Here is a 25538-nt window from a genome sequence, read left to right on the forward strand (position 1 = left end):
GTCCTCGTCCTGAGGACGAGGCCGTTCAGGCCGAAAGGGGGGTCTGGGGGCGCAGCCCCCAGGGATGGGAATGGGTAGGGGCGGCGGGGGCGAAAAAACCAACCACCTCAACGCGCCGTCCAACCCCCATCGACATACAACTCAGACCCAGTCACAAAGCTCGCGTCATCGGAAGCGAGAAACGCCACCGCCCCCGCCACCTCCTCAGGCGTACCAAGCCGCCCCAACGGCGTCCCCTCCACCATCGCGGTCAACCGAGGCGTGCCACGCCACAGTTCACGGGACCGAGGCGTCTCGATGAACCCAGGATGCAGCGAGTTCACCCGAACCCCACGCGTAGCCCAGTGCAGCGCGGCATTCTTCGTCATCAACCGCACAGCCCCCTTCGCCGCGTGATACGAGAACTGCGCACCAAATCCCCCCACCGTCCCGAAGATCGACGCGACATTGACAATCGAGCCCCCACCGGAACGCTCGATCGCCGCACCCCCGTACTTCATCCCGAGCCAAACCCCGGTCTGGGTCACTCCGAGAACCCGCTCCCAGGACTCCATGGTCTCCGTCTCAACCGTGTGCATGGCAGCGATGCCGGCATTGTTGACCAGCACGGACAAACCCCCCAGCTCACCGGTCACCGAATCGACGACCTCCCGCCAAGCCGACTCGTCCGAGACGTCGAGCGCCAACCCCAGCGCCCCACCCCCGACCTCCTCGGCAAGCTTCGCGCAGCGATCACCGTCGAGGTCGGTCACCACGACCACCGCGCCCTCGGCCGCGAGCCGCCGTACGACGGCATCACCGATACCTCCCGTGGCCCCGGTCACCAGCGCCGTCTTTCCAGCCAGCCTCGCCTGCATCGAACCCCCTGTCCCAGCCATCGTCATCCCAGTCATGGATCTAGGCGCGCCCCGCCCCTCCTCAGCCCTCAATCCCGCACCCCAAGCCACGCAAGCGCACCCCCATCGATCACATACGACGCCCCCGTGATGAACGCCGCGTCGTCCGACGCCAGAAAGCACGCCAGCTTGGCGACCTCCTCCGGGCGCCCGAGCCGCTCCACCAACTGCGGTGCGGTCAGCTCCCGTTCCATGGCGTCACGGTCGGTCGCGGCGGCGAAGTAGTCCTGGGCGAGCGGGGTGTCGATGACGCCGGGGCAGAAGCAGTTGCAGCGCACGGGGGCCAGGTCGACGGCGGTCACCTTGGTCAGATGGATGACACCGGCCTTGGTGACGCCGTAAGCGGGGGCGTTGGGAAAGCCGGTGAGGCCGGAGACCGAGGCGGCGTTCACGATGGCGGGCCCCTGCCGCGAGCGGCGCAGGTGGGGTGCGGCGAACTTGGTGGTCAGCCACACCGCCTTGAGGTTCACCTCGTAGACGGCGTCCCAGACCTCCTCGGAGAGCGACTCGACCCCACGGTCCGGGTCCGCCGTGAACGCGGTCTCGATCACCCCCGCGTTGTTGACCAGGACGTCGAGCCCGTCGAACCGCTCCGCCGTACACGCCACCATCGCCTCGATGTCGTCCCGCACCCGCAGATCGCACACGATCGCCTCGGCCCGCGCCCCCTCCGCGCGGACGAGGTCCGCCGTCTCGGCGGCGGTCTCCTTGTTCCGGTCGGCGACAGCCACGGCCGACGCGCCCTGCCGGGCCATCTGTACGGCGATCGCCCGCCCGATCCCTTGCCCCGCGCCGGTGACGAGGGCGGTCCTGCCATTGAGGGAACCCAGCATGAGTCTGCTCCCGATCCCGAGTACGCGACGCACATCCCGAAACAGGCCGTACATCCTGAACTGAACTAGCTTCATTTTCTTCGAGTCTAGATTTGCGCGACAGCGGGGGGCAAGGCTCACGTCAGAGTGAAGTTCGGCCGAGAACCGCCGGGCGGGGTCCCCCGAAGGCCACTCTGCCCCTTACGTTCTTCTCCTCACCTCTCTCACCCGCCCGGCCCGTCCGACCTGCCCAACCTGTCCGACACGCCAACTCCGCACACTGGGAGCCTTCTTGGACGCCGAAGACACCTTCAGCACCACGGACGACGACGACACCCGGTTCGGCCCGCTCTCCCGCCGCAGATTCCTCCAGGTGACCGCCACAGCCACCGCCACGGTCACTGTCACGACCGCCGCACTCGCCACCGCCGGTGCGTCGGCCGCGATCGCCGCGCCTCCCAAAACGAACCTCACCTTCACCGCCGCCACAGGCGGCTCCGCGACCCTCGCCCCCGCCGGTGACCGTCTCGTCGCCGAGGTCCAGAACGTGCTCTGGTCCGTGCCGCGCGGCGGCGGCACCGCCGTCCCGCTGACCGCGCCCGGCCTCGAACCCACACGCCCCCAGTTCTCGCCCGACGGCAGCCGTCTCGTCGTGTGCGCCTACCGCGGCGGAGGCTTCCATCTCTGGACGCTGCGGCCCGACGGCACCGGCCTTCGGCAGCTCACCGACGGGCCGTGGGACGACCGGGGCCCGGCCTGGTCGCCGGACGGCACCCGGATCGCGTTCGCCTCCGAGCGCGGGGGCGACACCGTGACCGGAGCCCCGTACCGCGTCTGGGTCGTGGACGTACGCACCGGCGCGCTGACCCGGCTCACCGGGCGCCCCGGCCAGCAGGGCCCCGGCCAGGACGCCGCCTGGGAGGACTTCGACCCGACCTGGTCATCCGACGGTGAGCGAGTGCTGTTCGTGCGCGCGACCGTTCCCGCACCGGGCACCCTCCGCGCGACCACCGTCGCGTCCGTGGCCGCCGACGGCTCGGGCCCGGTCGTCACGGAGCACACCGACGACTCCGGCGCCCAGCTCATGACCCCCGCCGTCTCACCCGCCGGACACCTCGCCTACCTGCGCACCACGGCCGCCCCCACCGCCTCCTGCACCCTCGTCGTGGACGGCACACCGGTCCCCGTCGACGGAGACCTCCTCCCGGCACCGCCCCGCTGGACGGACGGCGAACGGCTGCTGCTGAACATCGACGGCCACTTCCACCTCCTCGACCCGGACACACCGGCACCGGCCGACCGCGAGGAGATCCCGTTCACGGCCACGCTCCCCGTGCACCGCCCCAAGTACCGCGTCAAGGCGTACGACTTCGAGGGCGCCGGCACCCGCCCCGTCCGCGCGCTCCACCTCCCCGCCCTCTCGCCCGACGGCCGGTCCGTCGCCTTCGCCGCGCTCAACGCGCTGTGGACCGTCGGGACGACGGGCGGCCGGCCACCCCGCAAGGTGCTCCAAGTCCCCGCCACCCGCTATGTGCTGGCGCCGACCTGGACACCCGACGGCACGGCGCTGGTGTACGCCGACGACCGCGACGGGCTGTTCACCGTACGGCGCCGCGACCTCGACTCCGGGACGGAGACCGTGCTCGCCGAGGGCGGCCGGGTCTTCCCCGCCCTCTCGCCCGACGGGACCCGGCTGGCTTGCCTGGACATGTCGGGCAACCTCGTGGTGCGCGACCTGCCCGACGGCGCCGAACGGATCCTCGCCGCACCGCTCGGCTCGGGCGGTCTCCCCGGCCGCCCCAGCTGGTCGCCCGACGGCCGGTACGTCGCCCTCTGCGACCGGAACCGCGTCAACCAGCGCTTCCGCGAGGGCTTCAACCTCATCCGGGTCGTCGACACCACCACCGGCACCGCCGTCCTGCACGCCCTCGCCCCGCACACCTCGCTCGCCGACCGCTACGACTCAGGGCCCGTCTGGTCCCCGGACGGCCGCTGGATGGCCGTCGTCGCCGAGTCCGCACTGTGGCTGCTGCCGGTCCGCGCCGACGGCACCCCCGACGGTGAGCCCCGCCAACTCACCACCGAACCCGCCGACCACCCGTCCTGGTCCGCCGACTCCCGCACCCTCCTCCACCTTTCCGCCGGCACCCTGCGCCTGACCGACATCGCCGACGGCAGCACCCGTACCGTCCGCGTCCCGCTGGACTACCGCAGACCCCGCCCGGCCGACACGGTCGTCCACGCGGGCCGCTTCTGGGACGGCACAGGGCCGGACGTCCGCGAGGACATCGATGTCGTCGTCCGCGACGGCCGTATCGTCGAGGTCGCCCCGTACCGGGCCGGCCGCGCGGCCGTACGGCGGATCGACGCGAGCGACCGCACGGTGATCCCGGGTCTGTGGGACGCGCACACCCACCCCTGGCAGTCCACCTACGGCGGCCGTCAGACGGCCCTCCAGGTCGCGTACGGGATCACGACCGCCGTCTCGCTCGGCGGCTTCGCCTACGAACAGGCCCGCATCCGGGAGGCGGTCGCCGCCGGTGCCCTCGCCGGACCCCGGCTCCTGTCCACCGGCGAACTGCTCGACGGCGGGCGCGTCGCCTACAGCATGGCCCGCGCCCACCGCACCCCCGAAGGCCTGCGCCGGTCCCTGACCCGGGCGCGGGCGCTCGACTGGGACTTCGTGAAGACGTACGTACGAGCCCCCGGCTGGGTGATGAAGGAGGCCGCCGACTTCGCCCACGACCGGCTCGGGGTGCGCAGCGGCAGCCATCTGTGCAGCCCGGGCGTACAGCTGGGCCAGGATCTGACGACCCATCTGCAGGCCACGCAGAGACTGGAGTTCGGACACGCGACCACGGCGACGGGCCGCGCCTACCAGGATCTGGTGGAGATCTACGCCCGTACCGACTTCCACCTGATCGCCACTCCGTTCACGGCGGCTCCGCTGCTCGGCGCCGACCCCAGCCTCGCCGACGACCCGCGCGTCACGACACTCATGCCGCCGTGGGACACCGCACTCGTCCGGCAACAGGCGGGCGTACCGCCCACCGCAGCTCAACTGGCGACGCTGGACCGGGAGTTGGATGTCTACCGGCGGATCCTCGCGGCGGGCGGCCTGGTCGCGCTCGGCACGGACCAGCCGCTCGTCCCGGTGGGCCTGCACCTGCACCTGGCGTTGCGCGCACTGCACCGCGCCGGCCTCTCGCCGGCCGAGGCACTGCGCACCGCCACTCTGCTCCCCGCGCGGGTCTTCGGGGCCGACGCCGACCTGGGCACCCTGGAGGAGGGCAAGCTCGCCGACCTCACGATCGTGGACGGCGACCCCTTCACCGACTTCGCCACCCTGATCCGTACCGTGGCCGTCCTGCGAGGAGGCGTCCCCTTCGAACAGGCGGCCCTGGTCGACGCCTTCGGCGCCGACTCCACGCGCCGCCACGGCCTCCAACAGTCGCCCTCGGCCGAGGACTGGCTGGAGGTCAGCCACCGTATGCGGCGCGACGGATGCTGCGATCCGGAGAGCGGGGGCTGAACACCGCCGCAGGAGTTCCGCAGGGTCCGCACGGAACGCGAGGGGTCATTTGGCCGCCTCGGGCCTACTCTGGGGAGGCATGGCGGGGGATGCGGGCAAAAGCGTGTCCGGTGAAGTGCCGGACTCCGAGTGGTCGTTGGGGCCACTCGTGATCGCCGGGCAGCCGGCGTTCCTGCGGGCCGCGCGCGTCGAACTCCCCGAGGAGAACCCCGATCCGACCGTGCTGCCCACGATCACACTGCTGGAGCGTGCGGCGTCCCGGGGGATCGACGCGGAGGAACTGCCGCTGCCGCCCGGGCAGTTGCTCGCCGGGCAGTACCTGCTGATCCGGCCGCTCGGCTACGGCGGGATGGGCGAGGTCTACCTCGCGCTCGACACGAAGGTCGACGACCGCGAGGTGGCCATCAAGATCCTGCACCCCGAACAGGCGGCGGTCGCGGCGGGCGCCCTGGTCCGGGAACGGCGGGCCCTGGTCGACCTCAGCCACGACGACATCATCCGCGTCTACAACTACGGGCACCACCCCGAGGTCGGCGACTTCCTCGTGCTCCAGTACGTGGACGGGCTGACCCTGGAAGAGGTACGGGCGCGGGCGCGGCTGAACCCGGAGGAGTTCGGCGGCGCACGGTTCCACGAGTTCGTGCTCGCGTACGGCCTGCGGATCCTGTCCGCCCTCGGGCATCTGCACGCCGACCTGCCCGGCAAGGTCTACGGCGATCTGAAGCCGGACAACGTCATGCACGACGGCACCACGACGAAGATCATCGATGTCGGGAGCGTTCGTGCCGCCGGGCTGCCGGGGCTGACGACGAGAGGATTCCGCGCCCCGACGGTGGGCCCGAACGGTGAATGCTCCGGCCAGGACGACCTGTTCAGTCTGGGGGAGACACTGCGGCGGCTGAGCGGCCTCGGCACCTCGCTCCAGGACCTGGCCCGGCTCGGCGACCTGGGCGCTCCGGACGGTTCGGCGGCCGCGGCCACCGAGGAGACGACCGCTCCCGCTCCCCGCGGCCTCGGCCTCGTCTCGCTCGCCCGTGTGCTGGATCGGGCGACCCGGAGCGAGCGGCACGAGAGATTCGCCGACGCACGCGAGATGGCTGAGCAACTACGCGGTGTCTTCCGTGAGTTGAGATCCCTGCGGACCGGCACCGAGACCTTCGAACCCTCGCCGCTGTTCCTCCAGTCGGCCTACGCGCTCGACGGCGCCCTCGGATCCGCGCCACCCCTCGCCCACTGGGCCGCGCCGGGCACCCTCTCGCCGTACGCGCCGCCGTCACCCGCCGAGGTCGCGTACCGGCTGCCCGTCCCGCGGCCCGACCGACACGACAGCCACCATGCCGAACTGAGCAGACTGGCCGACGCCGCCCCCGAGGCACTCCTCCAGCACACCGGGGACTGGCGGGACTCCACCGAAGTCCATCTGCTGCGCTGCCGTCTGCGCCTCAGGGCGGCGGGCGACGGACCCGACGCCGCCGAACGGGAACTGCGGGCCGCGGAGGAGTCGGTCGGGCCCGAACGCGCCCCGTACGACTGGCGGTTGGACTGGCACCGCGGACTCGTCGCGCTCGCGCGGGACCAAGTGGACGTCGCCAGGCGGCACTTCGACCGGGTGTACGCGGCGATCCCCGGCGAGTACGCGCCGAAGCTCGCCCTCGGGTACTGCGCCGAGTGTCTCAAGCGGTGGCACGAGGCACTCACGTTCTACGAGGCGGTGCGGCTGCGCAACCCGTCGTTGGGCAGCGCGGCCTTCGGCGCCGCGCGGGCCCGCCTCGCGCTGGGCGGTGAACGGTCGCGCGAGGAGGCCGTGCGCGAACTGGACGCGGTCCCGCAGCACTCGCGGCACCGAACCGCCGCCCGCACGGCGGCTGTTCGCATCGGAGTCGAGGACCTGCGGACCGCCGAGCGCAGCGGAGAGCTTCCGGAGCGGCTGCGCGAGGTGCTGCGACGGCTGGCCCTGCTCTTCCACGCGCACGGGCTGACCGACGAGGAGGCCAGGGCCCGGATGACCCTCGAAGCGTGGGAGGCCGTCCAGGGCGCGGTCGCCCGAGGCGCCCTCGACGCGAGGGAACTCGACGCCCTGGCCGCGGACGCCGATCCGCGGCTGGGCCTCCCGTCCGACGAGCCCGGCCTGCGCAAGGACCTCTCCCGGCTCCACCTCGCCCTCGCCCACCAGGCCGCCCGCTCCGCCGCGCCCGAGGACGCGACCGTCGCCGAAGTCCTCCTGGACCGCGCCTACGAGGTGCGTCCGCTCGCCTTCCGACACCGCAGGGACAGTCCATGGCCCGGGAAGAGACTCACCGACTGGCTCCGGACGGCCGCCTCCGCGACCTCGCAGAGACAGCCGTCCGCCTCGGACGGGCCACTGCCTCCATAGCCGCCGAACTCGCCCGCCGCGTTCGGCGCTACGCCTGGCCGTCGACCACGGGCCGCCGCAACCGCGCGTATCTGCGGGACCGGCTCGTCGCGATGCCGCTGCTCGCCGTGGTGGTCTTCGGGGCGTTCGGATGGGCCTATGCGGACGTGCGCGGGGACTCCGCGTACGTACGGGACCGGGTCGCACCCGCACTCGTCGACCTCGCGGACGCCAAGGCCTCGCTGCTCATCGCGCAGGGCGAGGCCGAGAAGAGCCTCGACGAGGGACGGGCGGCGGAGCTGGGCGGGCTCAACGAGCGGTACCGCACCCGGATCGCGCGAGCGACGCAGCGCCTGAACCAGGTCACCCGTGGCGGGGCGCTCACCGTCGCCGAGGAACAGGACCTCCGCGTGGCGTCCGCACTGGTCGTGGACTACACCGGCTGGATCGGCCGGGCACAGGGCCACGCGACCGACCCGGTCCTGCGGGACGCCGAACTGACGTACGCGCGCAGCATGCTCTGCTCGGCGACGGTCACCGCCGAGGAGCGCGAGGACCGCTATCCGGAGTGTTCGGCCGGGACCGGCCCCGGCGCGACCGCGATCGTGGACCGTGTGTCGGGCCTGGAGGAGCGGCTGCGCGAGCGGCTCGCGGACCGGGCCGCCTGGGGCACGGGCGTGATCACCGCCGCGACCGTCTCCGCGCTCGCCTTCGTCCTGCTCGCCGCCGGTCTCTGGCGGACCGTGGCCTTCCTGCGCCGCCGCTTCCGTATCCGGCTCAGCATCCCCCTCACCGCAGCCGCCCTGCCGCTGCTCGCCCTGCCGCTCCTGACGGCCGACGCGCTGCTCGCACAGCACGCCCAGAACGCGGCTGTCCCGGTGGCGGACGCGCTCGCGAAGCGGACCTCGCCGGCAACGGAGGCGATCGTGGAGGAACGCCCGTTCGACGGCCCCGATCCGGGGGCCATCGAAGTACTGGAGTCCCGCATCGACGACGATCTGGCGGACGGACGGCTCGCCTTCCTCGACGGAGCGGCACCGCTCGTGTTCCCCACCGGCCTGGCCTGCGCGGCCGTCACCGGCGGCGCCCTGCACGGGTACCGCCGCGAGTACCTCGTCGTGACCCGCGGAGGAGCCGCCTCATGAGACGCGTCCTGCACGCCCTTCTCGCGACCTGCCTCCTCGCCCTGGTCCCCGGCTGTACGTCGGACACCCCCGACCCGCTGGTCGTCCTCGGCCCCTGGACCGGCGAGGAGGGCCGGGCCTTCGAGGCGGCCCTGCGGAAGCTGGACGACGGCACGGGACGGACGTACACCTACGAAGGAACCCGCTCGCTGCGCGAGACACTCGTCTCACAACTCGAGGCGGAAGCCCCGCCGGACGTGGCGATCCTCAACAGCATCGGCGAACTCACCGAGTACGCCCGCCGCGACAAACTCAGGCCGCTCGTCGAGGCGACCGCCGAGCGCGCCTATCCGCCGTGGGCGCCGACCCTGATCGTGGACAGCAGACGACGGACGTACTGGGTGCCGCTGAAGGTCGATCTGAAAAGCCTGGTGTGGAGCAAGGAGGGCACCTCCTCCGAGAACCCGGAGTGGTGCGTGGGGCTCGCCTCGCAGCAGACCTCGGGCTGGCCCGGCACGGACTGGATCGAGGACATCCTGCTCCACCAGGCGGGCCCCGCCCGCTACACGGAGTGGGCCACAGGCAGGCTGAGCTGGCGGGACCCGGCGGTCGAGCGGGCCTGGCAGACATGGGCGCGACTGCTCGGCGACCGCTCCCGCACATCGCTCCAGCGGTCCCTGACCACGTCGTACGAGGGCACACCACAACCTTCCGGAGAGCCGCGCGGTCTGCTCGACTCCCCGGGCTTCGACTGCACCCACGAGCACCAGAGCGCCTTCATCCGGTACGTCTACGCCGGCGACGACATCCGAGTGGAACCGTCCGCCCGCTTCCTGGACGGGCAGCCCGAATACCGGGACGCGTACGAGGTCGCGGGCGACATGGCCGCCGTCTTCAGCGACGACCCGGCGGCTCAGGAACTGGTGGAGCGGCTGTCCGGCCCGGCGGGGCGCGAACTCTGGCGTGAGGCGGCGGGCCCGGCGGTGCGGCCGCTGTTCCCGGACCCGGCCGGCCTGCCCCCGACGGCGACCGCGGACCCCATCGAACAGGAGATCGACTCCCTGCTCACGTCCGGGGCCCGCACCCTGTGCTTCGACGCGTCCGACGTGATGCCGCCCGAGGTGCGAGACGTCTTCTATCGAGCGGTGCTCGAGTTCTTCCGGGACCACACGGCGAAGCACCTCGACTCACTGCTGGGTCAACTGGAGTCCGTACGTGCCCAGACGGTCGAGAACTCCGGCGACGACCGCTCCTTCCGGCCGCCGGAGGACATCTGCGCGCCGGGCGGATGAGACGCGCGCCCGGCGGATGAGACGCGCGGCCCTGCCGAGGTGACGACTGCATCCCGGTGGCTCGCGGTCTCATTTCGCGTATCGTCATTTCTTGGTCGATATCGCCTATGGCGTCAGTCGTATCCGAGGAGGCTCGGGCAGTCATGACGGACCCCACCCGTATCGATGTCCACCAGCATCTGATCCCACCGGAGCGCGCCCGTGCGATGGCCGGGCGCGCCGCCGGGCTCGGCTGGCCGGCGCCCGTGTGGGACGAGGCGAGCGCGCTCGCGATGATGGACCGCCGGTCCATCGCCACCGGCGTGCTGTCGTACGCCGCACCGCTCGCCGCCCCCGAGGACCCGGACGGCGCCCGGACCGAGGCACGGAGCGTCAACGAGTACACCGCTGAACTGGTCAAGAACCGGCCCGACCGCTTCGGCCTGTTCGCCGTGCTGCCCCTCCCGGACGTCGACGGCGCGCTCGCCGAGGCCGCCCACGCCCTGGACGAGCTGAACGCCGACGGAGTGATGGTCCTGTCCAACGCCCAGGGCCGCTACCTCGGCGACCCGGAGTTCGAGCCCCTGTGGGCCGAGTTGGACCTCCGGTCCGCCGTCGTGCTCGTCCACCCCACCGCCCCGCCGGGCCCTCCGGACCCCACGCTGCCGCCCGCCCCACTGGTCGATTTTCCCTACGACACCACCCGCACCGCCCTGCATCTGGCGATGCGCGGGGTACCCCGGCGCTACCCCCGGATCAGGATGATCCTGCCGCACGCGGGCGGCTTCCTGCCGTACGCCGCCCAGCGGCTGGCCCTCGTCGGCCACCTCGACCCCGACACCAACCCCGAGGACTTCCTCGCCGACCTGCGCCGCTTCTACTTCGACACCGCCCTCGCCGGCAGCCCCGCGACCCTGCCCTCGCTGCTCGCCTTCGCCGACCCCGAACGCATCCTGTTCGGCAGCGACTTCCCCATGCTCCCCGAGGAGTGGGGCACCGGCTTCGACAACGGCCTTGACGGGTACGCCGGTTGGGACCCCGGCCAGTTGCACGCGGTCAACCGTGGCAACGCCGAGGCGCTCATTCCGCGACTCGCGACGAGTTAGTCTCGGGGCATGCGGATCTCCGTCTCCTCCGACATGGACGAACCCGTGGCTCGCGCCCTCCTCGGGCAGTTGCGCGACCGCGGACACGACGTGGTGACGTACGGGGCACTGAGCCCCGGCGACGATCCCCAGTGGGCCGCCTGCTCGGAGGCGGCGGCCCGCGAGGTCGCCACCGGGAACGCCGACCAGGCCGTCGTGTGCTGCTGGACCGGCACGGGCGCGTCGATCGCCGCGAACAAGGTGCCCGGTGCACGCGCGGCCCTGTGCACGGACGCCTACACGGCGGACGGCGCCCGCCGCTGGAACGACGCCAACGTGCTCGCGCTCAGCCTGCGCCTGACGTCGGAGCCGCTGCTCAAGGAGATCCTGGACGCCTGGTTCGCCGCCGAGGCGAGCGCGGACGCCGAGGACCGGGAGAACGTGGCACGCGTGGAACGGCTCGACAACACCAGAACCACCCCCTGAACGAAGGCAGTTGAAAGAGGCCCGTGATCACTGACACTGTGATCACTCAGACCGTGATGACTCTGAGCCCGGCCTCCTCGAACCGCCCCACCGTCTCCTCGTCCGCCGCCGTGTCCGTGACCAGCGTGTCCACGGCCTCGACCGCGCAGATACGGGCGAACGCCCGCCGCCCCAGCTTGCTGGAGTCGGCGGCCACCACCACGCGCCCGGCGCGCTCGCACAGCAGCCGGTTGATCGCGGCCTCCGCCTCGTCGTTCGCCGCCGCCCCGTGGGTGACGTCGAGGGCGACCACGCCCAGTACGGCCATGTCGATGGTGATCTGGCTCAGCACACCGTCGGCGAGCGGCCCGACGAGTTCGTACGACTGCGGGCGTGCGACCCCGCCCGTCAGCACGATCTTGAACTGGGGCCGTACGGCAAGCTCGTTGGCGATGTTCAGGGCGTTCGTGACGATCGTCAGCGCGGGCGAGCCGACGGTCAGATCACCGCGTACGGCCAACGCGCGCGCCACCTCCGTCGTGGTCGTGCCGCCCGTCAGGCCCACCGCCTCGCCGGGGGCGACCAGATCCGCGACCGCCCGTGCGATGCGCTGCTTCTCGGAGGCGCGGCGGGCGGTCTTGTAACGCAGCGGCAGTTCGTACGACACGCCGTGCACGACCGCGCCGCCCCTGGTGCGTACGAGCATCTGCTGCTCGGCGAGCTGGTCGAAGTCACGGCGGATCGTCGCGGCCGACACCCCCAGCTCGGCCGCCGCCTCCTCGACCTCCAGCCGGCCCCGCTCGACCAGCAGCTCCAGCAGGGACTTCCAGCGGGCGTCCCGGGACATCCGGACTCTCCGTTCCTCGATCTTCCGCGACCCTAGCGCACCGAATGTTCACGGCCCCTGCTGCTCGGATGCTTGATTCTGCTCGAAACATGGCTATATCTTGCAAGAACGAGCATGAATCGGCTCTCTGGGGGAGAGGCAGCGCATGACCCATGTCGAGGACGAACTGAACAGCCAGCCCGAGTGCTGGACCCGCGTCGCCGCGGAGGCGGCCGAGCATGCCCACGCGCTGCCGGCGGCGGGGGAGCGGGTCGCGATCGTGGGCTGCGGCACCTCGTACTTCATGGCGCAGGCCGTCGCGGCTCTGCGGGAAGGTGCCGGCCAGGGAGAGACGGACGCCTTCGCCGCCTCCGAGTTCCCCTACGGCCGCCCGTACGACCGGGTCGTCGCCCTCACCCGGTCCGGCACCACCACCGAGGTGCTCGAACTGCTCGGACGACTGCGGGACGGCACACCCTCGGGTACGCGGACACGGACGACCGCGATAACCGCCGATCCCCGAACTCCCGTGATGGAAGCGGCCGATGACCTCGTCGTGCTCGACTACGCGGACGAACGCTCCGTCGTACAGACGAGATTCGCCACCACCGCACTCACGCTGTTCCGGGCCCACCTCGGACTGCACGACGAGACCGTGCTCGACGACTGCCGTACCGCGCTCTCGACTCCGTTGCCCGAAGGACTCGTCGAGTGCACGCAGTTCACCTTCCTCGGCCGGGGCTGGACCGTGGGGCTCGCCAACGAGGCCGGGCTGAAGATGCGCGAGGCGTCCCTGTCCTGGACCGAGGCCTATCCGGCGATGGAGTACCGGCACGGCCCCATCAGCGTCACCACCCGCTCCACGGCCACCTGGATTTTCGGCGAGGCACCGGAGGGGCTGGCCCAACAGGTGCGGGACACCGGCGCCTTGTGGGTGGCCGGCGTCCTCGACCCGCTCGCCGAACTCGTGCGCGCACAGCGCCTCGCGGTCGCGGTGGCGGCGGCACGGGGCCTCGACCCCGACCGCCCGCGGCACCTCACCCGCTCGGTGATCCTCGCGCCGGCACTCTGACGCCTCGCCCATGTCCTGGAAGGAGGAGACATGCCCCTCGTGACCACCGGCGAACTCGTCACCCGGGCCGCCGCCACGCACTCGGCGGTCGCCGCGTTCAACATCATCACCCTGGAGCATGTCGAGGCCGTCATCGCCGGTGCGGAGGAGGCGGGTTCGCCCGTCGTCCTCCAAGCCAGCGAGAACGCCGTCAAGTTCCGCCGGGGACAGGTCCTTCCGCTGGCCCGCGCCGCAGCCTCGGCCGCCGAACGCGCCGCCGTACCCGTCGCGTTGCACCTCGACCACGTCCAGAGCGACGACCTGCTGCGCCAGGCGCCCGCCGCCGGATTCAGCTCCGTGATGTACGACGCGGCCCGGCTGCCGTACGCCGAGAACCTCGCCGCGACCCGGGCCGCCGCCGACTGGGCGCATGCCCAAGGGCTCTGGATCGAGGCCGAGTTGGGCCAGGTGGGCGGCAAGGACGGACGGCCCCCGCTGGACGCCCATGCACCCGGCGCCCGTACCGACCCCGCCGAGGCCCGCGCCTTCGTCGCCGACTCAGGGGTGGACGCCCTCGCCGTGGCCGTCGGCAGCACGCACGCCATGACCACCCGTACGGCGGCCCTCGACCACGACCTCCTGAAGCGGCTCTCCGCCACCCTGGACGTCCCCCTCGTCCTGCACGGCTCGTCCGGCGTACCTGACGACGAACTCGTGTCCGCCGTCGTGGCCGGCATCACCAAGGTCAACGTCGGTACGGCCCTCAACATCGCCATGACCGGCGCCATCAGGGAGTTCCTCGCAGCCCACCCCGAGACCGTCGACCCGCGTAAGTACCTGAGCGTGGGCCGGGAGGCGATGGCGCGGACGGTGACCCGGATCATCGGCGTACTGAGCTGACACAGAGCTCAAGGCCACCAGCGCTGGTATTTTTTCACCATGCACGAAACGGAGCTGTATCTCGGTGAGCCGCCCCACGTCGCCAACGCGGGCGTCGGCGTGCACGGGATCGCGAGCCGCACCGACGTCTTCCGGCTGCCGGAGCTGTGGCAGCTGCACCTCTACCAGTACGAGGCCGAGCTGATCGTCGGCGGCACCCCGCACGTCGTCCGCCCCGGCCGCGTCAGCCTCGTACCGCCCGGTACCACGGTCCGCTTCCGCTACCAGGGCCGCTCCGAACACCTCTACGCACACCTGCGCATCCCCACCACGGGACCCTCGCGCACAGTGCCCGTGGTCCAGAACGCGGGACCCGAACTCCCCGCCCTCACCGGCCTGTTGCTCGCGGCCATCGCCGCCGTGCCACGCGCCCCCGAGCACACGAGAGCCGAGATCTGGACCGCGCTGTGGCGCATCGCCCACCTCACCCCGGACACCGAACGCCCTGGCCCCGGCCCGCATCCGGCGGTCAGTGCGGCCATCGCGTACATCGAGGGCCAGCTCGCCGCCCCGCTCACCGTGCCGGCCGTCGCCCAGGCGGCGGGCGTCTCGCACAACCACCTGACCAGGCTCTTCAAGGCCGCGACCGGCGACACGGTGGTCGGCTACATCCGCCGCCGCAGACTCGACCGCGCCCGCCACCTGCTGCGTGCGTCGACCCTCTCCATCCCGGCGGTGGCCGCCTCCGTCGGCATCCCCGACCTCCAGGCGTTCAACAAGGCATGCCGCCGCGAACTCGGCGCGTCACCACGAGCCCTCCGGGGAGAGACGACCACCACCGGCACCTGAGGTGGTAGAAATTCACCCCGGACCGCCTACCTCATCACTGCTTGACGGCCTTCAGCACCACGAACTTGGCATCGCTCGCGACGAGCCGACTGTTGCCGAACAGCTTCCGCAGCTTGAGGTGATAGCCGAGATGCCGGTTGCCGATCACCCACAACTCACCGCCCGGCCGCAGCGCCCGCCGGGCGCCGGTGAACATCCGCCAGGCCGTGGCGTCCGACGTCGCCTGGTGGGTGTGGAACGGCGGATTGTTGAGCACGAGGTCGACACTTCCGTCCGCGATCCCGGCCAGCCCGTCCCCGACCCGGAACTCGGCCTGCCCGTCCGGCAGTTCGTTGGCCCGGTAGGTCTCCTCCGCCGAGGCCACCGCCTGGAACGACTCGTCGACGAAGAGCAGCTCGGCCTCCGGCGAGGTCAGTGCCACCGCCGTACCGACCACACCGTTCCCGCAGCCCAGGTCGACCACCCGGGCGGCACCCGACGGCTCCGGCAGATGCTGGAGGAAGAACCGGGTGCCGATGTCGAGACGCTCGGCGCAGAAGACGCCCGCGTGGTTGACGACGGTGTGCCCGGAGACGGGGCCGACACCGTCGGGCAGCGAGTAGCGGAGTGGCCAGGGATTGACACCCTTGCCCACCGACGGACCGACACCGGCGTGGATGAGCCGGGCCTTCTTCTCCGCGAGCGAGGTCCGGGTCGGGCCGACGATCCGCTCGAACAGCTTCAGCGTCGAGGTGTGGATCTCCTTCACCATGCCGGTGCCGACGACGACCGTGTCCTTGTGCAGCGCGGGCGCCAGCCGCAGCAGCTGGTCCTCGAGGAGCGCCAGGCTCTTCGGCACCCGCACGAGCAGCACGTCGACGAGCTCCGGCGGCGGATCCTGGGTGGTGAGCAGCCGTACGGAGTCCTCGTCCACGTCGGCCCGCCGCAGGTTCGCCCGGGTCGCCTCCTGGGCCAGGAACGAGTCGGTGATCTGCGTCGGCCGGTGCGCGGCGAGCGCCGTGGTGAGCGCGCCCCAGCGGTCACCGACGACCACGACCGTGCCGGACAGATCGGTCCCGGCCTCCGCGAGATGCCCGAGAAGGTACTCGTCGGCGGCGTCCCACGCGCGGAGCCGCTCACGCGGATCGGCGGGGAAACGGGTCAGCGTCAGTTCGGCCCAGGGAGTCGTCATACGGTCGGTCATCGTGGCCCCACCCTACAGAGCCGCAGCTCACACCCCGTCGGGCAGGATGGGATCCATGGACGCCGAGCTGTTCCCCAGAGCCCGTACGGAGATCGCGCCGGGGGCGGTGCACGTGCCGGACTGGCTGGACGCGGGACGTCAGCGCGAGCTGCTGGACGCCTGCCGCGACTGGGCACGCCCACCGGCGGGCCTGCGCACGGTCCGGACGCCCGGCGGCGGCACGATGACCGCCCGGCAGGTCTGTCTCGGCTGGCACTGGTACCCGTACGCCTACGCCCGCACCGTCGTCGACGGCGACGGCGCGCCGGTGAAACCGTTCCCCGACTGGCTGGGCGAGCTGGGGAAGGAGGCGGCCAGGGCAGCGGCGTACGACGGTGACGCCGCCTACGACATCGCGCTGATCAACTTCTACGAAGCCGACGCCCGCATGGGAATGCACCGCGACAGCGACGAGAAGTCGGACGCGCCCGTGGTGTCCCTGAGCCTCGGCGACACCTGCGTCTTCCGCTTCGGGAACACCGAGACACGCACCCGGCCCTACACGGACGTCGAACTGCGCAGCGGCGACCTGTTCGTGTTCGGCGGCGCCTCCCGGCTGGCGTACCACGGGGTGCCACGGGTGTACGAGGGCACGGCGCCGCCCGAGTTGGGACTGACCGGCCGACTGAACGTGACGCTGAGGGTCAGCGGTCTCTAGGCGGGTCCGGCGAAGTCCGCTACGGTACAGCGCCCCTGGAAGGCGCCCCGCAGGGGCAGCCTTCCAGGGGCGCGGGGCTGTGTTGAATGTGCGGCTACCGCCGCGTGGGCGCGACCAGCCCCCACCGGGCCCGCAGTCAACGAACCGCCCAACCAGCGGAGCGCATCGTACGGATCATGGGAGACTCGCCCTCATGAGCGGCAAGGTCGAAGGGACCACTTCAAAGACGCGGTTGGACCGGGGGCGCGGCGCCCTCGGGCCCGCCTTGGAGCTGGTGCACACCGGCCGGGCGCCCACCCGGGCCGTGCTCACCGCCGAGCTGGGCGTCACCCGGGCGACGGCCGGTGCGGTGGCCGCCGAGCTGGAGGCGCTCGGGCTGATCAGCGTGGACGCCCGGCCCGGCGCGGCGGCCGGTTCGCAGGGACGCCCCTCGCACCGGCTCGACGTCGCCGAGGAGGGGCCGGTCGTGCTGGCTGCGCAGGTGCACGCCGACGGGTTCCGGGCCGCGCTGGTCGGGCTCGGCGGGCGGATCGTCGCCACCGCGCCCGGCTGCGAGACCGTCGACGCCGACCCGGCGAAGGTGCTCGGCTCGGTCGTCGACGCGGGTGCCGAGTTGCTGCACGACACCGGGCGGCGGTGCGTCGGCGCCGGTCTCGCCGTGCCGTCGGCCGTAGCCGAGCCCGAGGGCCTGGCCCTGAACCCGCTGCACCTCGCCTGGCCGGCCGGTGCGCCGGTACGGGAGATCTTCGCCGAGCGAGTACGGGCGGCGGGCATCGCCGGACCGGCCTTCGCGGGCAACGACGTCAACCTCGCCGCGCTCGCCGAACACCGGCACGGCGCCGGACGCGGCGCCCGCGACCTGCTGTGCGTCGCCACCGGGCACCGGGGGGTCGGCGGGGCGCTGGTCCTCGACGGCCGTCTGCACACGGGGAGTTCGGGCCTCGCGCTCGAAGTCGGCCACCTCACCGTCAACCCCGAGGGCCGCCCCTGCCACTGCGGCAGCCGGGGCTGCCTGGACGTCGAGGCCGACCCGCTCGCCTTCCTCACGGCGGCGGGCCGAGACCCAGGCCCCGAGGTCTCGCTGCTCCAACAGGCCAACGACCTGATCCGCGACCAGTACACGGACCCGGCGGTCCGCACGGCCACCGAGACGCTGATCGACCGCCTGGGCCAGGGCCTGGCAGGCCTCGTCAACATCCTCAACCCGGACCGCATCATCCTCGGCGGCCTCCACCGCACCCTCCTGGACGCCGACCCCAACCGCCTACGCGCAGTGGTGGCCGACCGCAGCCTCTGGGGCCGCAGCGGCGGCGTCCCCATCCTCGCCTGCACCCTGGACCACAACAGCCTCGTGGGAGCAGCGGAGTTGGCCTGGCAACCGGTACTGGACGACCCACTGGCAGCACTGACGTAAGGGCCCGTCGGGCGCGGGGCTGTGTTGAATGTGCGGCTACCGCCGCGTGGGCGCGACCAGCCCCCACCGGCCCGCGGCCAAAGAACCACCGCACTCAGCCCGCGCTGTCCTGCCCCATGAGGCTCCACAACGCCGCAACCTGAGGCCGCCGCAGATCACCCCGCCGCACACACAACCCAATCGGAAACCGCTCCGGCGCCGGATCAACCGGTACAACCGCCAACCGCTCCCGCACCGCACTGTGATCAAGAACAAGCCGAGGCACAACCCCCGTCCCACACCCCAGCGCAACCAACGTCAACAACCCTTCGTGACCGTCCGGTTCAGCAGCCACCTCGGGCGAGAACGAAACACCCCGCGCCCGGAACCACCGATCGGCCGCCTCCCGCACCAACCCCCGACAAGGCAACACGAACGGCCCCGCAAGCCCCGGATCCGGACGATCCCGAGCCGTCACGAACACCAACTCGGTCAAGGCAACAGTCCGACTCACCAACGGCTCCGGCAACCGCGCCGGAATCCCCGCGACGGCCACATCGACCTCCCCCTCGTCGAGCCGCGCCAGCGCCGCCGCCGCGTCACCGGTACGCAGATCGAGCCGTACGTTCGGATGCGCGGCCCGAAAGGGCGCCAACAGCCCCGGCAGCAGCACCTGACAGGCAGTCACCGTCGCGAACACGGCCAACCTGCCAGTGAGTTGAGCGGGGTCAGGGTGCTCCTCACGGTACGCACGCCACAACTCCAGCGCCTGGACGGCGTATTCACGGAACCGATGCCCCTCAGCCGTCAGAGACACCCCGCGCGGCCCCCGGTCGAACAGCCGATGCCCGAGATCGGCCTCCAGCCGCTGCACGGTCCGGGTGAGCGTAGCCGGACTGACATGACAGTCCAGACTGGTCCGCCCGAAGTTCAGCGTCTGCGCCAGATGGACGAAAAGACGCAGCTCCCGATGGTCGTCGCGCATACCGTGACCTGGCCCTTTCATTCTCCGCAACAGTCCGCTGCACAAGTTGCGCTTGCCGCAACACTCGCCGCGACCCTACAACTCGACCATGACCTCGACCACGCACAGCACTACCCACACCTCCCGCGTCTTCGCCCTGGAACCGATGGACGTGCCCGGCAGAACGGAGACCATCCTGCGCGGCGGACGCCACCTCCTCCCACTCCTGCCGCAGGCCTTCGAAGGCATCCGCCGCATCGGCGTCATCGGCTGGGGCCCACAGGGCCGCGCCCAGGCCCTCAACCTGCGCGACTCCCTCGCCGGTACGGACATCCGGGTGACGGTCGGGCTCCGCCCGGGCTCCACCTCCGCCGCCGACGCCCGCGCCCACGGCTTCACGGAGGCGGACGGCACCCTCGGCGACTGGCTCGCCGTCACCGCCGAAAGCGACCTGGTCATCCTGCTGATCGCGGACGCGGCACTCGCCGCCCACCACCAGGAGATCTTCGCGACCCTCGAGCCGGGCGCGGTCATCGGCCTCTCGCACGGCTTCCTGCTCGGCCATCTCCGGTCGTACGGCGGTGAGTTCCCGCCCGGACACGGGGTGATCGCCGTCTGCCCCAAGGGCATGGGCGACTCGGTGCGGCGCCTCTACGAGCAGGGCGCGGAGATCAACGGCGCGGGCATCAACAGTAGCTTCGCCGTGCACGCGGACCCGGACGGCCGGGCCACCGACCTCGCCCTCGGCTGGTCGGTCGCGCTCGGCTCGCCGTACACCTTCCGTACGACCCTCGACAGCGAGTACCTCTCCGACATCGTCGGCGAGCGTGCCATCCTGCTCGGCGCCGTCCACGGCATCGTCGAGAGCCTGTACACCCGCTTCCGGCTGGCCGGGGACGACGAGACGACCGCGTACGAGAAGTCCTGCGAGAACGTCACCGGCCCGATCGCCCGCACGATCTCCCACGAGGGGATCCGCGCCGTCCGCGAGGGCCTCGCCCCGGCGGACCGGGACACGTTCGACCGCGCGTACACGGCCACCTACCGCCCCGCCCGCGACCTCGTCGCCGAGATCTACGACGAGGTCGCCGACGGCACCGAACTGCGCAGCGTCATCCTCGCCGAACAGCGCCTCGGGGCCCGCCCGATGAGCGGGATCAGCGGCTCCCCGATGTGGGCGGCGGGGGAGCGGGTGCGAGCCCGGCGGGCGGAGCGCGAGCTGCCCGTCGAGCCGTTCACCGCAGGCGTGTTCGTGGCCACGATGACCGCCCAGATCGACGAGTTCGCCGAGCGCGGCCACCCCTGGTCGGAGATCGTCAACGAGTCCGTCATCGAGGCCGTCGACTCGCTGCTGCCGTACATGCACGCCCGTGACGTGGCTTACATGGTGGACAACTGCTCGCGCACGGCCCGTCTGGGCGCCCGTCGCTGGGGTCCGCGCTTCCAGGCCGCGTACGAGCAGATCGCGTACCCGGCGGCCGAACTCCCCGCCTCCGAAGCCCTGTTGGCGGCCTTCGACACCCACCCGGCGCACGAGGCCCTGGCAGCGGCGGCGAAGCTCCGGCCCTCGGTCGACATCTCCGTCGCCTGACACAGGCCCGACACCCCCGGGAAGCAGCCGCAAGAGGCCCACGTACTCCCGGGGAGGTACACGCGCTCCCGCCGGCCGTACGACGACCCGGACCCCCTCCCGGCGCGAACGTGGAGTCATCGCACAGAACCCCTACCTGGGAGATGACTCGACATGAACACCCTCGCGAACTGGGACGGCGGCCCCGGCCCCTGGATCCTCTTCTTCCCGCTGATCTGGGCGGCCGTCGTGATCGGCGTCGTCACCGTCCTGCGCCGCACGGTCTGGCGCGGACGTCGCGGCGGCCCGTGGCGCGCCATGAACGGGCGTTACGACGCCCAGGACCGCCTCTCCGGCGACGCGCCCCTGGCCGTACTGGGCCGGCGCTTCGCCTCCGGTGAGATCGACGAGGATGAGTACTGGCGGCGGCTCTCCGTCCTGGACGAGCAGTTCGGTGCCACGGGCGGCCGTGCGGGCAAGGGCGGTGCGGTATGACCACCGCCACCACCACGACCCGTACGGCGGCCCATGTCGTCGACGCGGTGAAGGTGTACGGCGGTGGCGACACCGCCGTACGGGCCCTCGACGGCGTGAGCGTCGGCTTTCCGGCCGGCCGCTTCACCGCGATCATGGGGCCCTCGGGCTCCGGCAAGTCCACCCTGATGCACTGCGCGGCAGGCCTGGACACCCTCACCTCCGGAGCCGCGTTCATCGGCGACACCGAACTGGGCGCGCTCGACGACCGGCGCCTCACCCTCTTGCGCCGCGACCGGATCGGCTTCGTCTTCCAGGCGTTCAACCTGGTGCCGACGCTGACCGTCGCCGAGAACATCCGGCTGCCGATCGACCTGGCGGGCGGGGACGGCGACCGGGAGTGGATCGACGCGCTCGTCGACGTGGTCGGCCTGCGCGACCGGCTCCACCACCGCCCCGCCGAACTCTCCGGCGGCCAGCAGCAACGCGTCGCCGTGGCACGGGCGTTCGCCGGCCGGCCCGACGTCGTCTTCGCCGACGAACCGACCGGCAACCTCGACAGGCGCTCCGGCGAGGAGGTCCTCGGCCTGCTCGGCCGCGCGGTGCGCCACATGGACCGCACGGTCGTCATGGTCACCCACGACCCGGTCGCCGCCGCCCACGCGGACCAGGTGCTCTTCCTGGCCGACGGCCGTCTGGTGGACCGGATGGAATCCCCGACCGCCGACAAGGTCCTGGACCGGTTGAAAGCCTTCGAGGTGCCGTCATGAGCGACTCCGCACACCCTCTCCGTCCCACCGTCCGCATCAGCATGTCCTCTCTCCGCGCGCACAAGCGCCGCTTCGCCGGTACGTTCCTGGCGGTCTTCCTCGGTGTCGCGTTCCTGGCCGGGACCCTGGTCATGGGCGACACGCTGCGCGCCAGCTTCGACACCATGTTCGGGAACGCGACGAGCGGTACCGACGCCGTCGTCCGCAGCGCCGACGCCATCACCACCCCCGGCGAGAGCGAGGGCGTACGCCAGCCGGTCCCCACCGACCTGGTCAAAACCGTCGAGCAGGTCCCGGGCGTCGCGGCCGCCGCCCCCAACATCCAGGGCGCCGGCCAGCTCATCGCCGCCGACGGCGACCCCATCGGCGGCCAGGGACCGCCCACCCTCGCCGGCAACTGGATCACCGACCCGAAGCTGAACCCGTACCAACTCGCCGAAGGACGCGCCCCGTCGAAGTCCGGCGAGGTCGTCGTCAACCGGGGGACGGCCAAGCAGGGCGACCTGAGGATCGGCGACACGACGACCCTGCGTACGCCCGACCCGGTCAGGGTGACGATCGTCGGCCTCGCGACCTTCGGCGGCGAGGACGGCATGGCACAGGTGACGTTCACCGGGATGACGCAGGCCGACGCCGAGAAGTACCTCACGGCGAGGCCCGGCGAGGCGGCGAGCATCCAGGTGCGGGCCGGTCCCGGGGTCGGTCAGCAGGAGCTGGTGGACCGGCTGACGTCCGTACTGCCCAAGGGCGTCGAGGCCATCACCGGTCAGGAGTCGGCCGAGGAGAACACCGAGATGATCTCCAGCCAGTTCCTGACCATCTTCACCCTGTTCCTGCTCGTCTTCTCGGGCGTGGCGATCCTGGTCGCGACCTTCTCCATCCACAACACCTTCGCGATCGTCGTCGCCCAACGCACCCGAGAGAACGCCCTGTTGAGGGCGCTGGGGGCATCTCGCAGCCAGGTCACCGCGGCCACACTCGTCGAGGCGACCGCAGTCGCCGTGACTGCGTCGATCGCGGGTCTCGCCGGTGGCATCGCCATCGCCGCGGGCCTCCAGGCACTGTTCCCGGCCATCGGATTCCCCTTCCCCGAGGGCGACTTGGTGATCGGCTGGCTGTCCATGCTGCTGCCGCTCGCGGTCGGCATCGTGGTCTGCCTGGGCTCCGCGCTGCTGCCCGCCGTACGCGCCGGCCGCACCGCACCCCTGGCCGCGCTCCGCGAGACGGCCGTCGACCAGTCGGGCGCCTCGTCCGTCCGGGCGGTCACCGGCGCGGGCCTCGGCGCCCTCGCGATCGCCATGACGCTGACCGGCGTCCTGGTCTCACCGTCCTTGTGGCTGGCGGGACTTGGCGCCGTACTGGCCCTCGCCGCCTTCGTGGTTCTCGGTCCCGTCGCGTCGACCACCGCCGTACGGATCATCGGCGGCCCCCTCGACAAACTGCGCGGAGTCACCGGCGGCCTCGCCCGGCGCAACGCCCTGCGCAGCCCCAAACGGACCGCCGCCACCGCGAGCGCCCTGATGATCGGCGTGGCCGTCGTCTCGCTGTTCACGGTGTTCGGCGCCTCGCTGAAGGCCACCATGGACCAGACCGTGTCGCGGTCCTTCGCGGGCGATGTGGCCGTGAGCACCCCGTCGTTCGGCGCGGGCGGCAGCGGACTCAGCCCCGCTCTCGCGCCCGCGATCGCCGAGCAGCCCGTGGTGGCGGACGCTGTCGGACTCGGCCGGGGAGTCGCCGAAGTCGACGGCAAGGGACGGGCGTTGACCGTCACCGCCCCCGTCACCCTCGGCAAGGTCTTCGACCTCGGCCAGATCCGCGGCTCGCTCGACAACCTGGGCACCGACGGCATCGCCATCACGGAGTCGGAGGCCGACCGGCAGCACCTGAAGACGGGCGACACCACCCAACTCACGTTCACCGACGGTCAGAAGGAGACCTTCACGGTCCGCGCGGTCTACGGCCGGTCCGAACTCGCCGGCGAGTACGTCATCACCCGTGCCGCCTGGGCCCCGCACCGCACCCAGGACTCCGACACGCTCATCGCGGTCTCCTTCAAGGACGGTGTGAGCACGGACGCGGGCAAGGCCGCCGTGGAACAGGTCGCCGCACGATACGGCGACCCCGAGGTGCAGACCCGCGACGAGTACGCCCAGTCGTCGGCCGGAGGCATCGACATGATGCTCACCCTCGTCTACGCGCTGCTCGCCCTCGCGGTGCTCATCGCACTCCTCGGCATCGCCAACACCCTGACCCTCGCCATCCACGAACGCACCCGCGAACTCGGCCTGTTGAGGGCCGTCGGCCAGACCCGCGCCCAACTGCGCGCCATGGTCCGCTGGGAGTCGGTCCTCGTCGCAGCCTTCGGCACGGTGGGCGGGCTCGCCCTCGGCGGCTTCCTCGGCTGGGTGCTGGTGAAGGCCTCGGACGGCGCCAGCGACAGCGCCTTCGCCTTCGCGCTGCCGCCCACCCAGCTCGTGATCGTGGCCTTGGTGGGCGTCGCGGCCGGAGCACTCGCGGGCCTGCGCCCGGCCCGGCGGGCGGCCCGCCTGGACGTACTGCGAGCCATCGCCACCGAGTGACGTACAGACCAAGGGGGAGGGACGCCGGAGGTCACCGCCCGGTCAGCCTGCGACGGCCGACCGGGCGGGAGCGTGTTCCGGCCTGCGCCGGTGAACCCCCGGCTTGTACCCCTTGTCGTCGCACAACGGCTCCTCGAACACCTGACGCACGGGCGTCGCGCTCGCGGGCCGGGTCTCCGGGGCGGTCACCACCGGCGCGACCGTCGGCAGCGTGAACCACACGACCTTCCCCGACTCGCCGTCCGGCCGCACACCCCAGCTCTCGCTCACGGCGGCGACCATCGCGAGGCCGCGTCCGCAGGTGGCGGTGGGATCCGCGTCCCGCAGCTCGGGAATGCGCGGGTCGTGGTCGTGCACCGAGACCGTGAGCCGGTCCAGCAGGACCTCGATCTCCACGGTGCACAGCTTGTCGGGCTGGGCATGCCGGTGGACGTTGGTCAGCAGCTCGGTCACACCGAGCGAGGCCCGGTCTATCAAGGGATCCAGATGCCAGTAGCGCAATTGTGCAGAGACGATTCTGCGGACCTGGCCGATCCGCGACGGAAGAGCTTGCAGCTCCACCGTGCAGTGCCTGCTTGGGTGGCTGATCACGGCTTGCGACTCCCCGAATTGAGGTCCGGAAGAAGACACGAGATCGGATCCAGCAGAATGCCTGCGTGCAATGGCCGCCTGCTGTCGTGGCCGGCGGGCTGGTTCGCAGCGTTATCGCCGGTAAACCCAGAGTGACGTGTGACAAGCGTGGCTCAGGGGACGGAAACCCGCAAC

General features: G+C 71.8%; 21 protein-coding genes. 15 read left to right on the forward strand and 6 right to left on the reverse strand.

Annotated elements, in window-relative coordinates; translation table 11 throughout:
- Window positions 1-107 precede the first annotated feature (107 nt).
- Together ACWCRB_RS14590 and ACWCRB_RS14595 are read right to left on the reverse strand one after the other, a co-directional pair.
- The gene (locus ACWCRB_RS14590; protein ID WP_450996365.1) at window positions 108-857 is read right to left on the reverse strand and encodes an SDR family NAD(P)-dependent oxidoreductase; all 750 of its coding nucleotides are present in this window, start codon (window positions 855-857) and stop codon (window positions 108-110) included.
- A 68-nt stretch (window positions 858-925) separates the two neighbouring features.
- Window positions 926-1729, reverse strand: a complete 804-nt coding sequence (locus tag ACWCRB_RS14595; RefSeq protein ID WP_450996366.1) for an SDR family NAD(P)-dependent oxidoreductase — start codon at window positions 1727-1729, stop codon at window positions 926-928.
- A gap of 271 nt (window positions 1730-2000) precedes the next feature.
- On the opposite strand from ACWCRB_RS14595, the gene ACWCRB_RS14600 reads away from it, so the two are divergent.
- The 6 genes from ACWCRB_RS14600 (at window position 2001) to ACWCRB_RS14625 (ending at window position 11559) form a co-directional block, all read left to right on the forward strand.
- The gene (locus tag ACWCRB_RS14600) at window positions 2001-5240 is read left to right on the forward strand and encodes an amidohydrolase family protein (protein ID WP_450996367.1); all 3240 of its coding nucleotides are present in this window, start codon (window positions 2001-2003) and stop codon (window positions 5238-5240) included.
- Window positions 5241-5319: 79 nt separating this feature from the next.
- Window positions 5320-7614 carry a tetratricopeptide repeat protein gene (locus tag ACWCRB_RS14605; RefSeq protein WP_450996368.1) on the forward strand — a complete coding sequence of 765 codons (2295 nt, stop codon included), beginning with the start codon at window positions 5320-5322 and terminating at the stop codon, window positions 7612-7614.
- Entirely contained in the window at window positions 7518-8738 is a 1221-nt protein-coding gene (locus tag ACWCRB_RS14610; protein WP_450996369.1) for a hypothetical protein, read from the forward strand. The genes ACWCRB_RS14605 and ACWCRB_RS14610 overlap by 97 nt, the downstream gene beginning before the upstream one ends.
- Window positions 8735-10009, forward strand: coding sequence for an alpha-glucoside ABC transporter substrate-binding protein (locus ACWCRB_RS14615; RefSeq protein ID WP_450996370.1), 1275 nt, complete (start codon window positions 8735-8737; stop codon window positions 10007-10009). Before ACWCRB_RS14610 ends, ACWCRB_RS14615 begins: the two co-directional genes overlap by 4 nt.
- A gap of 143 nt (window positions 10010-10152) precedes the next feature.
- A complete protein-coding gene (locus ACWCRB_RS14620) occupies window positions 10153-11094 on the forward strand; it encodes an amidohydrolase family protein (RefSeq protein ID WP_450996371.1) in 942 nt (313 codons plus the stop codon).
- 9 nt (window positions 11095-11103) lie between these two features.
- Window positions 11104-11559 carry an RpiB/LacA/LacB family sugar-phosphate isomerase gene (locus tag ACWCRB_RS14625; RefSeq protein WP_450996372.1) on the forward strand — a complete coding sequence of 152 codons (456 nt, stop codon included), beginning with the start codon at window positions 11104-11106 and terminating at the stop codon, window positions 11557-11559.
- A gap of 46 nt (window positions 11560-11605) precedes the next feature.
- Here ACWCRB_RS14625 and ACWCRB_RS14630 read toward each other — a convergent pair whose 3' ends face one another.
- Window positions 11606-12385, reverse strand: coding sequence for a DeoR/GlpR family DNA-binding transcription regulator (locus ACWCRB_RS14630; RefSeq protein WP_450996373.1), 780 nt, complete (start codon window positions 12383-12385; stop codon window positions 11606-11608).
- Between the two features lie 145 nt (window positions 12386-12530).
- On the opposite strand from ACWCRB_RS14630, the gene ACWCRB_RS14635 reads away from it, so the two are divergent.
- Genes ACWCRB_RS14635 through ACWCRB_RS14645 form a run of 3 tightly spaced genes read left to right on the forward strand, consistent with a single transcriptional unit; the run spans window position 12531 to window position 15143 of the window.
- Window positions 12531-13436, forward strand: coding sequence for an SIS domain-containing protein (locus tag ACWCRB_RS14635; RefSeq protein WP_450996374.1), 906 nt, complete (start codon window positions 12531-12533; stop codon window positions 13434-13436).
- Between the two features lie 30 nt (window positions 13437-13466).
- Window positions 13467-14315, forward strand: a complete 849-nt coding sequence (locus ACWCRB_RS14640) for a class II fructose-bisphosphate aldolase (protein WP_450996375.1) — start codon at window positions 13467-13469, stop codon at window positions 14313-14315.
- 39 nt (window positions 14316-14354) lie between these two features.
- Entirely contained in the window at window positions 14355-15143 is a 789-nt protein-coding gene (locus ACWCRB_RS14645; RefSeq protein WP_450996376.1) for a helix-turn-helix domain-containing protein, read from the forward strand.
- A gap of 34 nt (window positions 15144-15177) precedes the next feature.
- On the opposite strand, the gene ACWCRB_RS14650 is transcribed toward ACWCRB_RS14645, so the two are convergent.
- Entirely contained in the window at window positions 15178-16326 is a 1149-nt protein-coding gene (locus tag ACWCRB_RS14650; protein WP_450996377.1) for a methyltransferase, read from the reverse strand.
- Between the two features lie 55 nt (window positions 16327-16381).
- Here ACWCRB_RS14650 and ACWCRB_RS14655 point away from each other — a divergent pair, with 55 nt between their 5' ends.
- Both ACWCRB_RS14655 and ACWCRB_RS14660 read left to right on the forward strand, forming a co-directional pair.
- Window positions 16382-17023 carry an alpha-ketoglutarate-dependent dioxygenase AlkB family protein gene (locus ACWCRB_RS14655; protein WP_450996378.1) on the forward strand — a complete coding sequence of 214 codons (642 nt, stop codon included), beginning with the start codon at window positions 16382-16384 and terminating at the stop codon, window positions 17021-17023.
- A 193-nt stretch (window positions 17024-17216) separates the two neighbouring features.
- Window positions 17217-18437: an ROK family protein gene (locus ACWCRB_RS14660; protein ID WP_450996379.1), complete on the forward strand. Its 1221-nt coding sequence runs from the start codon at window positions 17217-17219 to the stop codon at window positions 18435-18437.
- Between the two features lie 94 nt (window positions 18438-18531).
- Here the strand turns inward: ACWCRB_RS14660 and ilvY are convergent, their stop codons facing one another.
- A complete protein-coding gene (gene ilvY / locus ACWCRB_RS14665; protein WP_450996380.1) occupies window positions 18532-19401 on the reverse strand; it encodes an HTH-type transcriptional activator IlvY in 870 nt (289 codons plus the stop codon).
- A gap of 88 nt (window positions 19402-19489) precedes the next feature.
- Here ilvY and ACWCRB_RS14670 point away from each other — a divergent pair, with 88 nt between their 5' ends.
- From ACWCRB_RS14670 to ACWCRB_RS14685, 4 genes are all read left to right on the forward strand, one after another.
- Window positions 19490-20971 carry a ketol-acid reductoisomerase gene (locus tag ACWCRB_RS14670; protein ID WP_450996381.1) on the forward strand — a complete coding sequence of 494 codons (1482 nt, stop codon included), beginning with the start codon at window positions 19490-19492 and terminating at the stop codon, window positions 20969-20971.
- A gap of 153 nt (window positions 20972-21124) precedes the next feature.
- Window positions 21125-21445, forward strand: coding sequence for an SHOCT domain-containing protein (locus ACWCRB_RS14675; protein WP_450996382.1), 321 nt, complete (start codon window positions 21125-21127; stop codon window positions 21443-21445).
- On the forward strand, window positions 21442-22194 hold the full coding sequence (locus tag ACWCRB_RS14680) for an ABC transporter ATP-binding protein (protein WP_450996383.1): 753 nt from the start codon (window positions 21442-21444) through the stop codon (window positions 22192-22194). Before ACWCRB_RS14675 ends, ACWCRB_RS14680 begins: the two co-directional genes overlap by 4 nt.
- Complete coding sequence (locus tag ACWCRB_RS14685) at window positions 22191-24773, forward strand: ABC transporter permease (RefSeq protein ID WP_450996384.1); 2583 nt, start codon at window positions 22191-22193, stop codon at window positions 24771-24773. Before ACWCRB_RS14680 ends, ACWCRB_RS14685 begins: the two co-directional genes overlap by 4 nt.
- A 42-nt stretch (window positions 24774-24815) precedes the next feature.
- On the opposite strand, the gene ACWCRB_RS14690 is transcribed toward ACWCRB_RS14685, so the two are convergent.
- The gene (locus tag ACWCRB_RS14690) at window positions 24816-25364 is read right to left on the reverse strand and encodes an ATP-binding protein (RefSeq protein WP_450996385.1); all 549 of its coding nucleotides are present in this window, start codon (window positions 25362-25364) and stop codon (window positions 24816-24818) included.
- Window positions 25365-25538: the final 174 nt, after the last annotated feature.

This window comes from Streptomyces sp. NPDC002156 (assembly GCF_053593675.1).

Bases quoted from the DNA above. Each gene is read 5' to 3' on its own strand.
- ACWCRB_RS14590 (WP_450996365.1), bottom strand. From the start codon at position 857: ATGCAGGCGAGGCTGGCTGGAAAGACGGCGCTGGTGACCGGGGCCACG.
- ACWCRB_RS14595 (WP_450996366.1), bottom strand. From the start codon at position 1,729: ATGCTGGGTTCCCTCAATGGCAGGACCGCCCTCGTCACCGGCGCGGGG.
- ACWCRB_RS14605 (WP_450996368.1), top strand. From the start codon at position 5,320: ATGGCGGGGGATGCGGGCAAAAGCGTGTCCGGTGAAGTGCCGGACTCC.
- ACWCRB_RS14610 (WP_450996369.1), top strand. From the start codon at position 7,518: ATGGCCCGGGAAGAGACTCACCGACTGGCTCCGGACGGCCGCCTCCGC.
- ACWCRB_RS14615 (WP_450996370.1), top strand. From the start codon at position 8,735: ATGAGACGCGTCCTGCACGCCCTTCTCGCGACCTGCCTCCTCGCCCTG.
- ACWCRB_RS14620 (WP_450996371.1), top strand. From the start codon at position 10,153: ATGACGGACCCCACCCGTATCGATGTCCACCAGCATCTGATCCCACCG.
- ACWCRB_RS14625 (WP_450996372.1), top strand. From the start codon at position 11,104: ATGCGGATCTCCGTCTCCTCCGACATGGACGAACCCGTGGCTCGCGCC.
- ACWCRB_RS14630 (WP_450996373.1), bottom strand. From the start codon at position 12,385: ATGTCCCGGGACGCCCGCTGGAAGTCCCTGCTGGAGCTGCTGGTCGAG.
- ACWCRB_RS14635 (WP_450996374.1), top strand. From the start codon at position 12,531: ATGACCCATGTCGAGGACGAACTGAACAGCCAGCCCGAGTGCTGGACC.
- ACWCRB_RS14640 (WP_450996375.1), top strand. From the start codon at position 13,467: ATGCCCCTCGTGACCACCGGCGAACTCGTCACCCGGGCCGCCGCCACG.
- ACWCRB_RS14645 (WP_450996376.1), top strand. From the start codon at position 14,355: ATGCACGAAACGGAGCTGTATCTCGGTGAGCCGCCCCACGTCGCCAAC.
- ACWCRB_RS14650 (WP_450996377.1), bottom strand. From the start codon at position 16,326: ATGACCGACCGTATGACGACTCCCTGGGCCGAACTGACGCTGACCCGT.
- ACWCRB_RS14655 (WP_450996378.1), top strand. From the start codon at position 16,382: ATGGACGCCGAGCTGTTCCCCAGAGCCCGTACGGAGATCGCGCCGGGG.
- ACWCRB_RS14660 (WP_450996379.1), top strand. From the start codon at position 17,217: ATGAGCGGCAAGGTCGAAGGGACCACTTCAAAGACGCGGTTGGACCGG.
- ilvY (WP_450996380.1), bottom strand. From the start codon at position 19,401: ATGCGCGACGACCATCGGGAGCTGCGTCTTTTCGTCCATCTGGCGCAG.
- ACWCRB_RS14670 (WP_450996381.1), top strand. From the start codon at position 19,490: ATGACCTCGACCACGCACAGCACTACCCACACCTCCCGCGTCTTCGCC.
- ACWCRB_RS14675 (WP_450996382.1), top strand. From the start codon at position 21,125: ATGAACACCCTCGCGAACTGGGACGGCGGCCCCGGCCCCTGGATCCTC.
- ACWCRB_RS14680 (WP_450996383.1), top strand. From the start codon at position 21,442: ATGACCACCGCCACCACCACGACCCGTACGGCGGCCCATGTCGTCGAC.
- ACWCRB_RS14685 (WP_450996384.1), top strand. From the start codon at position 22,191: ATGAGCGACTCCGCACACCCTCTCCGTCCCACCGTCCGCATCAGCATG.